Here is a 12,665-nt window from a genome sequence, read left to right as displayed (position 1 = left end):
ACGGGTCAGGCGCCCAGTACCCGGCGCAGGTAGTCGTTGCCGAACACCCGCTGCGGGTCGACCTCGTCGCGCAGCGCGGTGAAGTCGCCGAAGTGCGGGTAGACGCCGGCCAGGTACTCGGCGTCGCGGGTGTGCAGCTTGCCCCAGTGCGGCCGGCCCTGATGGGCGGTCATCAGCTGTTCGACGCCGGTGAAGTAGCCCTGGTCGGCGGTGCCCCGGTAGAGGTGGACGGCGATGTAGGCGCTGTCCCGGCCGGAGGCGGTGGAGAGCCAGAGGTCGTCGGCGGGGGCGAAGCGCACCTCGACCGGGAAGCTGACCTTCCAGTCGGAGCGCTCGACCAGGGCCTTCAGCTCGCGCAGCACCGCGCCGACGGCCGCGCGCGGCACCGCGTACTCCATCTCCACGAAGCGGACCTTGCGCGGGCTGGTGAACACCTTGTAGGCGGTGTCGGTGAAGCTGCGCTCGGACCAGGCCCGGCTGGCCAGCGAGGCGATCGAGGGGATCGAGCCGGGGAAGCGCCGGCCGACCCGGCAGGCGCCCTCCCAGACGGTGTTGGAGAGGAAGTCGTCCTCCAGCCACTCCTTGAACCGGGGCAGCGGGGCGGCCGGGCCCTGGCTGCGGTTGTTGCGCTTGGTGGAGCAGCGGTCGGTGTGCGGGAACCAGTAGAACTCGAAGTGCTCGTTGACGGCGGTGAGGTCGTCCAGGCGCTCCAGCACCTCGTCGAAGCCCATCGGCTGCTCGTGCGCGGTGAGCAGGAAGGCCGGCTCGACGCCGAAGGTGAGCGCGGTGATCACGCCGAGGGCGCCGAGGCCGAGCCGGGCGCCCTGGAAGAGCCGGGGGTTCTCGGTGGGGGAGCAGCGCCGGACGGTGCCGTCGGCGAGGACGATCTCCAGCGCGCGGATCTGGGCGGCCAGCGAGCCGGAGTCACGGCCGGTGCCGTGGGTGCCGGTGCTGGTGGCGCCGGCCACGGTCTGGACCTCGATGTCGCCCATGTTGGTCAGGGAGAGGCCCTCGGCGGCGAGGACCCGGTTGAGCCGGTGCAGCGGGAGGCCGGACTCGACGGTGATGGTGCCGGCCTCGCGGTCGATCGCTCGGACGGCGGTGAGCGCGTGCGGGCGGATCTGGACGCCGTCGCCGGCGGAGGCGATCGAGGTGAAGGAGTGGCCGGAGCCGACGGCCTTGACGGTGCGGCCCTGTTGGGTGGCCCGCAGGATCTCCTTGGCCAGCTCCTCCACGGTGCCGGGGGCGGCGGCCCGGGCGGGCCGGGCGCTCTGGTTGCCGGCCCAGTTGGTCCACCGGGTGGGGGTCGCGGTACTGGCCTGGGGCATTGCGCTGCCTCCTGCTCCGTGGCCGAACGGGTCGGCGCGGTCCGGGGCGGCGCGGCCGCCCTACCCACGGGTAGGCCCGCGGGTAGGGCGAGAGATTAGTCAGTTCACCGTTCGGCGTCTACGGTCCGTTCGGTCCCTTCGAGGGCCGGCTCGGCGGCGGGTTCGGCGGCCAGTCCGGCGCGCAGCCGGCCGAGGCCGGCGAGGGCGGCGACCACGCCGAGCAGGCCGGCGGCCATCGGCACCCAGTAGCCCGCGGCGGCGCCGGAGGCGTCGATCACCCAGCCGGCGGCCGAGGAGCCGGTCGCGACGCCGAGGGCCAGGCCGGTGGTGGTCCAGGTCATGCCCTCGGTCAGTTGGGCGGCCGGGACGAGCCGTTCGACCAGGGCCATCGCGGTGATCAGGGTGGGGGAGATGGCGATGCCGGCGATCAGCAGCGCGGCGCCGACCGCGATCAGCCCGCCGACGCCGTGCACCGTGTGGGCGACCAGCAGCAGGGGCGCCATGCTGACCGCCATGAACAGGACGCCGACGAGGAAGCGCACCGCCATCGAGCCGGTGAGCTTGAGGGTTCCGAAGACCACCCCGGCCAGGCAGGAACCGAGCGCCCACAGGGCGAGGATCACGCTGGAGACCGACTTGTGGCCCTGGGCCTCGGCGTAGGCGACGGTGACCACCTCGACCGAGCCGAAGATCGCACCGGTGGCGACGAAGGTCAGGATCAGCACCTGGAGGCCGCGGTTGAGGATGACCGAGCCGCCCTCGTGCCGGGCGGCCGGATGGACCGGCGGCTCGGTGGAGCGCTGGGCGGCGAACAGCAGGACGCCGACGGCGAGGAAGATCGCGCCGAGCAGCAGGCCGGCCTCGGGGAAGACGGAGGTGGCCAGGCCGATGGAGAGGATCGGGCCGACGATGAAGCAGACCTCGTCGACCACGGCCTCGAAGGAGTAGGCGGTGTGCAGCTTGCCGGTGTCGTCGCGGTAGAGGTGGGCCCAGCGGGCGCGGACCATCGCGCCGGTGCTCGGCATCACGCCCATGCCGGCGGCGAAGACGAACAGGGTCCAGTCCGGGGCCTCCAACCGGGCGCAGAGCAGCAGGCCGGTGGCGGAAACGATGGTGATCGCCATGGCGGGGACGATGATCCTGCGCTGGCCGTGCCGGTCCACCAGCCGGGAGACCTGCGGGCCGAGGACCGCGGCGGAGATCGCGAGGCAGGCCGAGACCAGGCCGGCCACCCCGTAGGAGCCTCTGAGCTGGGACAGCATGGTCACGATGCCGATCCCGGTCATGGAGATCGGCAGCCGGGAGACGAAGCCGGTGGAGGAGAAGGCCAGAGTGCCGGGGGAGGCGAATATCTGGCGGTAGCTGGACAGCACGGGAGCTCCGGGCGGGGGAGTAAGGAACAAGGCTGGCAAACACAGCTTACGTACCTTGGCAAACGGTATTTTCCGGACACCCGCGCGGCCCCGGCGGCGACGCCCGTCCCCTCAGTGGCAGGATCGGTGCCATGTCCGACGCGCGCAAACCCTCCCGCCCCGGCGCCGCCCCGTACGACGCCCTGCTGCTGCTGTCCTTCGGCGGGCCCGAGGGCCCCGAGGACGTCGTCCCGTTCCTGGAGAACGTCACCCGCGGCCGCGGCATCCCCAAGGAGCGGCTGAAGGAGGTGGGCAAGCACTACTTCATGTTCGGCGGGGTCAGCCCGATCAACGGGCAGAACCGCGAGCTGCTCGCCGCGCTGCGCAAGGACTTCGCCGAGCACGGGCTGGACCTGCCGGTCTACTGGGGCAACCGGAACTGGGCGCCCTACCTGGTCGACACCCTGCGGGAGCTGGCCGCCGACGGCCACCGCCGGATCGCCGTGCTCGCCACCAGCGCCTACGCCGGCTACTCGGGCTGCCGCCAGTACCGGGAGAACCTGGCCGACGCGCTGGCCGCGCTCGCCGAGGAGGGCGCACCGGCCCTGCGGGTCGACAAGCTGCGGCACTTCTACAACCACCCGGGCTTCGTCGAGCCGATGACCGACGCCACCCTGGCCGCCCTGGACGAACTGCCCGAGGCCGTCCGGGCCGGTGCCCGGCTGGCGTTCACCACCCACTCCGTCCCGGGCACCATGGCCGAGACCTCCGGCGCCCCGGACGACCCGGCGCGCGGCGAGCCCGGCGGCGCGTACGTCGCCCAGCACCTGGACGTGGCCCGGCTGATCGCCGCCGCCGTGGCCGAGCGCACCGGCGTGGCCGACCGGCCGTGGGAGCTGGTGTACCAGAGCCGCAGCGGGGCCCCGCACACTCCGTGGCTGGAACCCGACATCTGCGACCACCTGGAGGCCCAGCACGCCGGGGGCGCGCCCGCCGTGGTGATGGTCCCGATCGGCTTCGTCTCCGACCACATGGAGGTCAAGTACGACCTCGACACCGAGGCCGTCGCGAAGGCCGCCGAGCTCGGCCTGCCGGTGGCCCGGGCCGCCACCGTCGGCGCCGACCCCCGGTTCACCGCCGCGGTGCGCGAGCTCGTCCTGGAGCGGGCCGCCACCGAGCGCGGTGAGCACGTGACCCGCTGCGCCCTGGGCACCCTCGGCCCCAGCCACGACGTGTGCGCGGTGGCCTGCTGCCCCAACCCGCGCGCCCCGCGCCCGGCCGTCGCCGAGCGCTGACCGCCCGTCCCGTCCGTGCTGACCGCTCGTCCCGCCCGTTCCGTCGCCCCGGAGGAGAACCCCGTGCCCACCCCCGCCCTGCCCGACGACGGGCTCCTCGACGACCTGCTGGAGGTCGCCCTGGACGCGGCCCGGCAGGCCGGCGCCCTGCTGCGCGACGGCCGCCCCGCCGACCTCGGCGTGGCCGGCACCAAGAGCAGCCCGGTCGACGTGGTCACCGAGATGGACCTCGCTTCCGAGAAGCTCGTCCTGGAGCTGATCACCGACCGCCGCCCGGAGGACGGCTACCTCGGCGAGGAGGGTGCCGAGCGGCCGGGCACCAGCGGGGTCCGCTGGGTCGTGGACCCGCTCGACGGAACGGTCAACTACCTTTACGGGCTGCCCTCCTGGGCGGTCAGCGTGGCCGCGGAGCTGGACGGCCGGGCGGTCGTCGGTGTGGTGTACGCCCCGGCCCGCGGCGAGCTGTTCCACGCCGTCCTGGGCCGCGGCGCCCGCCTCGACGGCCGGCCGGTCTCGGCCCGCCCGGCCCCGCCCTGGGGCCAGGCGCTGATCGCCACCGGCTTCAACTACGTCCAGCCGGTACGGGTCCGGCAGGCCGAGGTGCTGCTGGCGCTGATGCCGGAGGTGCGGGACATCCGCCGGGGCGGGGCGGCCGCGGTGGACCTGTGCGACGTCGCCGCCGGGCGGCTGGACGGCTACTACGAGCGGGGCCTGGCCCCCTGGGACCGGGCGGCCGGCTGCCTGATCGCCACCGAGGCGGGCGCCCTGGTCGGCGGCCGTCCCGGGCACGGGCCGGACCGCGAGCTGACCGTGGCCGCCGCCCCGGGGGTGTACGAGCCGCTCCAGGAGCGGCTGGCCGCGCTGCGCGCCTGGGCGGACTGACCGGTTCCGGCCGTCCCGCCCCCGGAACCCCGGGGGCGGGACGGCCCCGGACATGCGAAGAGCCCTGACATACGGGGGGTGCCAGGGCCTGGTTTCGCACGGCCCCCGCAGGGCCGCTGGTGCCGGAGGTCCGGCGACGGGTCGGTTGTGCCGGACGGATCAGGCAGCGGTGCGGTGGCGTTCCAGCACCGTGTCGATGCCGTGGTCGGCGGCGAGCCGGCGGAGGTCGTCCAGCTCGGACTGCTCCACCTCGGCGAGGAACTCGTCCCCGGCCTCGATCGCTCGGTGCAGATCCTGCTCCGCGTTGGCTATGCGCTGCAGGATTCCGGCCTTGAAGGCGTCCATACGGGCCCCCTTACTGTGTCGGACGTGCACGGTCGTGCGCTCTCCGCCCCGAGGAGGTCCAGCCGGTGAATGCACCCAGGCCGGAAGGTGGTGAATCTCCGGACAGGTGCGGAGACGGCTTTCGGCCGCTCCCGGTGATGTCCCAGCCCCAGGGCCGGCGCGGATGAACGCACGGCGAGTGGGTGCGACCGGCCGTCAGCCAGATCGCGGGTGTGCAGCTGTCCTCCCCGCCCCGGGGACCGGGAAACCTCCCGGCGGAAGAAAGTTGCCCGTGTCACAGTCCAAGCGGACTGGTGCGGATGCGAACGGCCGCTTTCGCGGACCCGGGGGCCGTGCCCGAGGGGCAGCTTATCGCTGCTTTACCGCTGGACCAGGCAGGATGGAGGCACCGTCGGAGCCGTGCGTCCGCTTCCGGGGCCGGCCTGGAGAAGGGACAACGACCGTGCGGGTTCTCGTCGTCGAGGACGAGCAGCTGCTTGCCGAGGCCGTCGCGACCGGCCTGCGCCGCGAGGCGATGGCCGTCGACGTGGTGTACGACGGGGAGGCCGCGCTCCAGCGCATCGCGGTCAACGACTACGACGTCGTCGTCCTGGACCGCGATCTTCCGCTGGTGCACGGGGACGACGTCTGCCGCAAGGTGGTCGAGCAGGGCCTGGCCACCCGGGTGATCATGCTGACCGCCTCCGGCGACATCAGCGACCGGGTCGAGGGCCTGGAGATCGGCGCGGACGACTACCTTCCGAAGCCGTTCGCCTTCAGCGAGCTCGTCGCCCGGGTACGGGCGCTGGGCCGGCGCGCGACCATCCCGCTGCCCCCGGTGCTGGAGCGCGCCGGCATCTCGCTCGACCCGGGCCGGCGCGAGGTGATCCGCGACGGACGCACCGTCCAGCTCGCCCCCAAGGAGTTCGCCGTCCTGGAGGTGCTGATGCGGGCCGGCGGCGCCGTCGTCTCCGCCGAGCAGCTCCTGGAGAAGGCCTGGGACGAGCACACCGACCCGTTCACCAACGTCGTGCGCGTCACCGTGATGACGCTGCGCCGCAAGCTCGGCGACCCGCCGGTGATCGTCACCGTGCCGGGCTCCGGCTACCGGATCTGACGACCGGAGTCCGCCCACCCGAGGACTCCCTGCCGTAAGCGCCCGCCCCGGCGGACGCCCCGAGAGGACCATCATGACCACCCCGCCCCCGGCCGGCGGGCCCTCCGGCGCGCCCGCCGGCGGCCCGCGTGCCGTACCGCCGAAGCCCCTCACCCCGCCGCGCGTCCACCGCCCCGGGCACTACGTCCCCGGCGACGGCATGCTCGCCTGGCTGCCTTTCCGCCCCACCATCCGGATGCGGCTCACCCTGCTCTACGGCGGGATGTTCCTGATGGCCGGCGTCGTGCTGCTGCTCCTGATGTACGTGTTCTTCCAGGACGCCGTCTCGTACCTGGCGCCGCGCAAGCTGAGCTTCAACGGCAACCTCGTCCAGGTCAGCGGCCCCGACGGCATCAGCAGCACCATGAACAGCGCGGAATTCAACCAGTGGCAGGCCGCCGACTTCCTGGGGCGCTCCAACTCCGCGCTCAACACCCTGCTGCGCAAGTCGCTGACCATGCTGGTCTGCCTCGCCGTGATCGCCTTCGCGGCGGGCTACGCGATGGCCGGCCGGGTGCTGCGCCCGCTCGGCCGGATCACCCGCACCGCCCGCGACGTCGCCTCCTCCGACCTCCACCGCCGGATCGAGCTGGACGGCCCGGACGACGAGCTCAAGGAGCTCGCCGACACCTTCGACAGCATGCTGGACCGGCTGGACCGCTCCTTCGACTCCCAGCGCCGCTTCGTCGCCAACGCCTCGCACGAGCTGCGCACCCCGCTGGCGATCAACCGGACCCTGCTGGAGGTCCAACTCTCCGATCCGGCGGCCTCACCCGACCTCCAGCAGCTGGGGAAGACCCTGCTGGCCACCAACGAGCGCAGCGAGCAGCTGGTCGAGGGCCTGCTGCTGCTCGCCCGCAGTGAGAACGAGCTGACCGACCGGCGCCCGGTGGAGCTGTCCGAGGTGGCCACCCGGGCGCTGGAGCAGACCCGGGGCGAGGCCGCCAAACGCGAGGTCGAACTGCGCTCGAAGCTCGATCCGGCCATGGTCGCCGGCAACGGCGTGCTGCTGGAGCGGCTCGCGCTCAACCTGCTGCAGAACGCCGTCCGCTACAACACGCCGGACGGCTGGGTCGAACTGGCCACCACCGCGGTGCCCGGCGGCGGCGAGCTGGTGGTCTCCAACACCGGCCCGGTGGTGCCCGGGTACGAACTGGAACACATCTTCGAGCCGTTCCGCCGGGTCAAGGGCGCCGACCGCACCCGCAGCGACAAGGGGGTCGGGCTCGGCCTGTCCATCGTCCGATCAGTGGTGCGCGCCCACGGCGGCACCATCGAGGCCACGCCGCGCGCCGGCGGCGGTCTCACCATGAGGGTCCGCATCCCCTCGCCGTAAGGGTCCAACGCCCCTTCCGTAGGCGACCGTTCCCAGCCGCCCCCGCCAGGCCCGTCAAGACGACATAAGGCCTGGCGGGGGCGGCTTGTCATTTCCGGCCCGGGCAACTTACGGTGTCGTAACCTACGCAACCGTAGGTGAATCCGTCGGCGGCCCGTCGGCGGGTCCGAACGACGTGTTCCCGTCCAGCGCGCCCGTCCCAGCGCGTGCCGTCCCCTCAGGAGCAAGACCGTGACCATCGCCCCTGTGCAGAGCAGCTCCTCACTCGTTCCGAGCGGCTGGACCGACGCGCGGCTGATCCTCGCCCTCGAAGAGGTCGTCGAGAAGGAGCTCAACCGCCACCTGGGCGTGGCCCGGGAGTGGATGCCGCACGAGTTCGTCCCGTGGAGCCAGGGCCGCGACTTCGACGGCGTGCTGGGCGGCGAGGCCTGGTCGCTCGAACAGTCCCAGGTGACCGCGGTGGGCCGGGTGTCGCTGGTGGTGAACCTGCTGACCGAGGACAACCTGCCCAGCTACCACCACGAGATCGCGACCATGTTCGGCCGCGAGGGCGCCTGGGGCACCTGGGTGCACCGCTGGACGGCCGAGGAGGGGCGCCACGGGATAGCGATCCGCGACTACCTGCTCGCCACCCGGGCGGTCGACCCGGTGGAGCTGGAGCGGGCCCGGATGAGCCACATGTCGGAGGGCTTCGAGTCCGACAACGCGCACAGCATGCTGCACTCGGTCGCGTACGTGGCCTTCCAGGAGCTCGCCACCCGCATCGCGCACCGCAACACCGGCAGGTACGCCGGCGACCCGCTCTGCGAGCAGCTGCTGGCGAAGATCGCCAACGACGAGAACCTGCACATGGTCTTCTACCGGAACCTGCTGAAGGCCGCCCTGGAGATCGCCCCGGACCAGGCCATGCGGGCCATCGCCGACGTGGTCACCAACTTCCGGATGCCCGGCCACGGCATCCCCGGCTTCGAGCGCGCCGCCGCGCAGATCGCCCTCGGCGGGGTGTACAACCTGCGTATCCACCACGACGACGTGCTCCAGCCGGTGCTGCGTCACCTCAAGGTGATGGAGATCGGCGGCCTCGGCCCGGAGGGCCTGCTGGCGCAGAACGAGCTGGGCGTGTTCCTGGACGGGCTGGACGGCCAGGCGCGGAAGTTCGAGGAGCGCCAGGCCGCGCTGCTGGCGCGCCGCCAGGCCCGGAAGAACGCCGGCTGAGACGCCGTACCGGGCAGTCGGAGTGGGTGGATTTTCCGGGGTTTGCCCCGGAAGATTCTTAACGTGATCAAGCTCACACGGTGTCGCTCCGCGATTCCGGGCAACCCCGGAGAGTGATCACCCGATCGGGGGTGCCGATCGCCGTCCGTGACCGGATTTCGACCCGGGGCCGGGCTGCGGGATCGGTCGGCACCCTGGTGGACAAGGGAATCCGCGGGCGCCCGCACCTCTCGCGATCACTGTGCGTGATCGGTTCGCCGGGTCCGAGGGGGGCTGACGATGGCCCAGCGTGAGGCCTTCCGCAGCCCCGGGGATCACCCCGATGGAGCCCGGGCTGAGTGTCGATTGAGTAACAGGGCTTGAAGTAAGGCAAAATCTCCGCCTCGGGTCGGGCACAAGACCGACCCCCCATGCGTTACGTGCGCTGGAGATACCGCACACACCGCACAACCCGGAGGGGGAGAGCGAAAAATGGCAACCGACTACGACACCCCACGCAAGACCGACGACGAGCTCAACGAGGACAGCATCGAGGAGCTCAAGGCTCGGCGGAACGACAAGGGCGGAAGCTCTGTCGACGTCGACGAGTTCGACGCTGCCGAGGGCATGGAGCTCCCCGGCGCCGACCTCTCGAACGAGGAACTCGCCGTCCGCGTGCTGCCGAAGCAGGCCGACGAGTTCACCTGCATGAGCTGCTTCCTCGTGCACCACCGCAGCCAGCTCTACAGCGAGAAGAACGGCAACCCGATCTGCCGGGACTGCGGCGCCTGAGCACCACGGCGGACAGGGCCCGATGCCCGCGGCTGCGCCCGCGGGACCGGCACACCGCTCCTTCCGGCCCCGGGCAGCGGGGCCGGACGGCAGGTCCGGGAACCGTCCGGCAGGACGGGCCCGGCAGGACGGAGCCGGCCGGCGTACCGGTCAGGACAAAGTCGTAGGGACGGTCCCGCAGCAGCGGAACCGTCCCTCTCCGTTTGTCCGGGCTCTTCCGTCCGGCTCGTGTCCGGGCCCGTCCGGCTCACGGCCGGCCGGGCCCGCCTCAGGTGCGGGCGCCGCGCCGGGCGTCCTCCAGCGCCTCCGCCAGCTTCATCGGCGAGCGGGTCGACAGATAGAGGTACGGCGTCGGGTCGGCCGGGTCGGTCACCTCGATCCGCAGCGCCGTCGGGACGTAGCTGCGCAGCAGCATGAAGGCGCGCGGATCCGCCTTCGGGCCGCGCCAGGCCGCCGCCTCGGCGGGGCTCAGCGCCTGCGCACTGCCGAGTGCGTCCACCGGGATGCGGGCCGGGCCGGCCACCAGCGAGCCCTGGACCACGCGAATGCGGGCCGAGCCGTAGCTGCTGATCGCGACCGCGCCGGCGGCGATGCCGACCACCAGCCCGATCAGCGCGGCCGGACCGCTGACCCGGATGAGGATCAGCGCGAGTGTGAGGCCCATCGCGATCGGGAGCAGCCACCAGGAACGCGGCACCGTGAGGCGTTCGTCGTACATGCCCCCATTGTGGTCGCCCTGACGCCCGGCACGGGACGCCACCCCCACCGGAGGCCTTCCTACCCCTGGGTAGGGTTGGGCCCCGTGACCGGTACGACTGCCCCCAGCACCTCCACCGCCCGGCCGGCGCCCGCGATGCCGCCGTCCCCGACCACCCCGCCGCCGGACGCCGTCCTGCCGCAGCGCCACCCCCAGGCGCCCGCACCCGGCACCCGGCTCGGCTCCCACTACGAACACTGCTTCGGCTGCGGCCCGCAGCACCCCGGCGGCCTGCGGATCGACGCGGTCGCCGGCGAGGGACTCGACGTCACCGCCGAGTTCGCCGTCCGTGACGCCCACCAGGGCGGCCCGGGCCTGGCCCACGGCGGGCTGCTGACCACCGCCATGGACGAGACCCTCGGCACGCTCAACTGGCTGCTGCACGCCCCCGCCGTGACCGGCCGGCTGGAGACCGACTTCCTCAGCCCGGTGCCCGTCGACTCGGTGCTGCACCTGCGCGCCTGGATCACCGGCGTGCACGGCCGCAAGATCTACAGCGCCGCCGAGGCGCGGATCGGCGGCCCGGACGGGCCGGTCGCCGTGCGCGCTCAGGCCCTCTTCATCCAGGTGAAGCTGGAACACTTCACCACGCACGGTCGTCCCGAGGACATCGAGAAGGTCCTCGACGACCCGGATCTGATGAAGCGCGCACGAGCCTTTGAGGTGAACCCTTGAGCGATACCCCCCGCCCGCAGCTGGACGTCCTGATCAAGCGCATCGACCCCGAGCTGCCGCTGCCCGCGTACGCGCAGCCTGGGGACGCCGGTGCCGATCTGCGCACCACCGTCGACGCCGAGCTGGCCCCCGGAGAGCGGGCCGTCCTGCCCACCGGCGTCGCCATCGCCCTGCCGGACGGGTACGCGGCCTTCGTTCACCCCCGGTCGGGGCTGGCAGCTCGTTGCGGCGTTGCCCTCGTGAACGCCCCGGGGACGGTCGATGCCGGGTACCGTGGAGAGATCAAGGTGATCGTCGTCAATCTGGACCCGCACGAGGGGGTCAGCTTCCGTCGAGGGGACCGGATCGCCCAGCTGGTGATCCAGCAGGTCGAGAAGGCCCGGTTCCACGAGGTGGAGGAGCTGCCTGGGTCGGCACGCGCCGAGGGCGGGTTCGGGTCGACCGGCGGCCACGCCGCGGTCTAGCATGCCCGCGGCCTCGCAGGAAGCCGAGCAGGTATTCGCATCGGTCTTGGACCGGGAAGGACAGTGACCGTGTTCCGTCGTCGCCAGAAGAGCGAGGACGCTGTCGAGCAGCTCGCCGACGACGCCATCAGCGCCGACGAGACGGCCGATGACGTCGAAGGTTCCGCCGAGAGCGAGAACGTGACCGAGCTGGACCCGGCCGACAGGGTCGGCCTGCCTCCGGCCCCCCGGCCGGATGGTCCGTGGGACAGCTCCGAGCTGGAGAACCCCGAGGAGGGACGAGTCGACCTCGGGGGTCTGCTGGTTCCCGGTGTCGAGGGCATGGAGCTGCGCGTCGAGGTCGCCGGTGACGCGATCGTGGCCGCCACCCTCGTGCTCGGCAACAGCGCCATCCAGCTCCAGGCCTTCGCGGCCCCGAAGTCGGAGGGCATCTGGGGCGAGGTCCGGGAGGAGATCGCCAACGGCATCACCTCTCAGGGCGGCCTCATCGAGGAGGAGGAGGGCCCGCTCGGCTGGCACCTCCGCGCCCAGGTCCCCGTGCAGCTGCCGGACGGCACCCAGGGTGTGCAGTTGGTGCGGTTCGTCGGCTGCGACGGTCCGCGCTGGTTCCTGCGCGGTGTGATCTCGGGCCAGGCCGCGGTGCAGCCGGAGATGGCCGGGATCCTGGAGCAGGTCTTCCGGCAGACGGTCGTCGTGCGTGGTGAGTCCCCGATGGCTCCCCGCGACCCGATCGTGCTGAAGCTTCCCGAGGACGCCCAGATGGTCGCCGACGGTGGCGGGGCGGCTGCCGCTGCCGGCGAGGGCGAGAGCCGCTTCGGCGGTGCCTCGCTCGACCCGTTCGCACGCGGCCCGGAGATCACCGAGGTCCGCTGACCCGGATCCGGCCGGCCCTGATCGGTATGGATCGCCCCTGCCCGGGAACCCGGGCGGGGGCGATTTGCATGTGGCGGGCCGGTCCCCGTACAGTTCCGGAGTCGCCGCGGGAGACCGGGGCGGCAAAGCGGAAAGCGAATCCGATGAATGAAACTCCGGAAAACGGAGCGGAAAACATCTGATAAGCTGGAAACACGAAAGAACGAAGCCCGGAGGGTCCGCTGGAAGGCGGTCCGA

The 12,665-nt window shown here is 72.4% G+C and carries 13 protein-coding genes; 9 read left to right on the top strand and 4 right to left on the bottom strand.

Features of this window, described 5'->3' with window-relative positions; all coding sequences use genetic code 11:
* Positions 1-5 precede the first annotated feature (5 nt).
* Together AB0O11_RS32020 and AB0O11_RS32015 are read right to left on the bottom strand one after the other, a co-directional pair.
* Entirely contained in the window at positions 6-1,328 is a 1,323-nt protein-coding gene (locus AB0O11_RS32020; RefSeq protein WP_363393986.1) for a D-arabinono-1,4-lactone oxidase, read from the bottom strand.
* A gap of 104 nt (positions 1,329-1,432) precedes the next feature.
* Positions 1,433-2,701 (bottom strand): MFS transporter, encoded by a 1,269-nt coding sequence (locus tag AB0O11_RS32015; protein WP_363393985.1) that lies wholly within the window; start codon positions 2,699-2,701, stop codon positions 1,433-1,435.
* Positions 2,702-2,832: 131 nt separating this feature from the next.
* Between AB0O11_RS32015 and AB0O11_RS32010 the strand changes: the two genes are divergently transcribed.
* Together AB0O11_RS32010 and AB0O11_RS32005 are read left to right on the top strand one after the other, a co-directional pair.
* Positions 2,833-3,975: a ferrochelatase gene (locus AB0O11_RS32010; protein WP_363393984.1), complete on the top strand. Its 1,143-nt coding sequence runs from the start codon at positions 2,833-2,835 to the stop codon at positions 3,973-3,975.
* A gap of 63 nt (positions 3,976-4,038) precedes the next feature.
* The gene (locus AB0O11_RS32005) at positions 4,039-4,857 is read left to right on the top strand and encodes an inositol monophosphatase family protein (RefSeq protein WP_363393983.1); all 819 of its coding nucleotides are present in this window, start codon (positions 4,039-4,041) and stop codon (positions 4,855-4,857) included.
* A gap of 159 nt (positions 4,858-5,016) precedes the next feature.
* Here the strand turns inward: AB0O11_RS32005 and AB0O11_RS32000 are convergent, their stop codons facing one another.
* Positions 5,017-5,202 carry a hypothetical protein gene (locus AB0O11_RS32000; RefSeq protein ID WP_224282990.1) on the bottom strand — a complete coding sequence of 62 codons (186 nt, stop codon included), beginning with the start codon at positions 5,200-5,202 and terminating at the stop codon, positions 5,017-5,019.
* Positions 5,203-5,644: 442 nt separating this feature from the next.
* Between AB0O11_RS32000 and AB0O11_RS31995 the strand changes: the two genes are divergently transcribed.
* From AB0O11_RS31995 to AB0O11_RS31980, 4 genes are all read left to right on the top strand, one after another.
* Positions 5,645-6,298 (top strand): response regulator transcription factor, encoded by a 654-nt coding sequence (locus AB0O11_RS31995; protein WP_030057689.1) that lies wholly within the window; start codon positions 5,645-5,647, stop codon positions 6,296-6,298.
* Positions 6,299-6,497: 199 nt separating this feature from the next.
* Complete coding sequence (locus AB0O11_RS31990; protein WP_363394068.1) at positions 6,498-7,673, top strand: HAMP domain-containing sensor histidine kinase; 1,176 nt, start codon at positions 6,498-6,500, stop codon at positions 7,671-7,673.
* Positions 7,674-7,904: 231 nt separating this feature from the next.
* Entirely contained in the window at positions 7,905-8,888 is a 984-nt protein-coding gene (locus AB0O11_RS31985; RefSeq protein ID WP_363393982.1) for an acyl-ACP desaturase, read from the top strand.
* Between the two features lie 471 nt (positions 8,889-9,359).
* Complete coding sequence (locus tag AB0O11_RS31980; protein ID WP_030285479.1) at positions 9,360-9,659, top strand: DUF4193 domain-containing protein; 300 nt, start codon at positions 9,360-9,362, stop codon at positions 9,657-9,659.
* A gap of 268 nt (positions 9,660-9,927) precedes the next feature.
* On the opposite strand, the gene AB0O11_RS31975 is transcribed toward AB0O11_RS31980, so the two are convergent.
* Positions 9,928-10,377 (bottom strand): DUF3093 domain-containing protein, encoded by a 450-nt coding sequence (locus tag AB0O11_RS31975; protein WP_224282987.1) that lies wholly within the window; start codon positions 10,375-10,377, stop codon positions 9,928-9,930.
* A 135-nt stretch (positions 10,378-10,512) separates the two neighbouring features.
* Here AB0O11_RS31975 and AB0O11_RS31970 point away from each other — a divergent pair, with 135 nt between their 5' ends.
* The 3 genes from AB0O11_RS31970 (at position 10,513) to AB0O11_RS31960 (ending at position 12,428) form a co-directional block, all read left to right on the top strand.
* On the top strand, positions 10,513-11,091 hold the full coding sequence (locus AB0O11_RS31970; protein WP_224282992.1) for a PaaI family thioesterase: 579 nt from the start codon (positions 10,513-10,515) through the stop codon (positions 11,089-11,091).
* Positions 11,088-11,555 carry a dUTP diphosphatase gene (gene dut, locus AB0O11_RS31965; protein ID WP_224282986.1) on the top strand — a complete coding sequence of 156 codons (468 nt, stop codon included), beginning with the start codon at positions 11,088-11,090 and terminating at the stop codon, positions 11,553-11,555. The genes AB0O11_RS31970 and dut overlap by 4 nt, the downstream gene beginning before the upstream one ends.
* A 69-nt stretch (positions 11,556-11,624) precedes the next feature.
* Positions 11,625-12,428, top strand: a complete 804-nt coding sequence (locus AB0O11_RS31960; RefSeq protein WP_363393981.1) for a DUF3710 domain-containing protein — start codon at positions 11,625-11,627, stop codon at positions 12,426-12,428.
* The last annotated feature ends 237 nt before the right edge of the window (positions 12,429-12,665 follow it).

Source organism: Kitasatospora sp. NPDC093102 (assembly GCF_040683915.1).
Lineage (GTDB): Bacteria > Actinomycetota > Actinomycetes > Streptomycetales > Streptomycetaceae > Kitasatospora.
Note: the sequence above shows the minus strand (reverse complement) of the source record. Positions and strands in the feature narration are given on the sequence as shown.